1 protein-coding gene is annotated in these 684 nt (G+C 59.5%); it reads left to right on the plus strand.

What is annotated here, in order from left to right; genetic code table 11:
- The coding region (locus tag C9414_RS19425; protein ID WP_219909127.1) for an RHS repeat-associated core domain-containing protein at positions 1-684 on the plus strand (684 nt) is incomplete at both ends.

Genomic DNA, 684 nt, shown 5'->3' on the forward strand with positions numbered 1-684 from the left:
GAGATTGAGCACGCTGGCACGATCCGGTGTGACCTACACGCTGAGCCATGATGCGGGCGGAAACTACACGGCACTCAATGCCACGACCGAAGCGACCCGCTACGCCATCGATGCGAAGAGCAACCGCATGCTGTCGTTCAGCAATCAGGATGGAACCCGCACCTATCAATACGATGCGCTTGGCAACCGCATCAGCGAAACCTCGGGTAGTCGCATTTCCACATTCACTTACGGCCCCTTCAATCGCATGGTGCAGAGCAATGTTGGCGGACTTCGCACCGACTACCTGCTCAATGCGCAGGGCCAGCGCGTGGGAAAGAGTGGCGCAAGCTCAGCCAGTCGCTATTTCTATGCTGGACAGAACCGGCTGCTGTCCGAGCAGACCGGAGCAACCTGGACGAACTATCTGTGGTTCGGGGGCGAGCTGGTCGGTATCGACCGCAATGGCGCGGTCAGCTTTGTGCACAACGACCACCTTGGTCGGCCTGAGTATGCGACCAACAAAGCGCAGCAGGTTGTGTGGAAGGCCTACAACTACGCGTACGGCCGCAGCGTTCTGAAGGACGACATCGGTGGGCTGAACATCGGTTTCCCGGGGCAGTACTACGATGGCGAGAGCGGGCTCTGGTATAACGGCTTCCGCGACTACGACGCGAGTGCGGGGCGCTATGTGCAGAGTGATCC

It is taken from the genome of Bacillus sp. Nf3, assembly GCF_003028545.1.
Taxonomy (GTDB): domain Bacteria; phylum Bacillota; class Bacilli; order Bacillales; family Bacillaceae; genus Bacillus; species Bacillus safensis.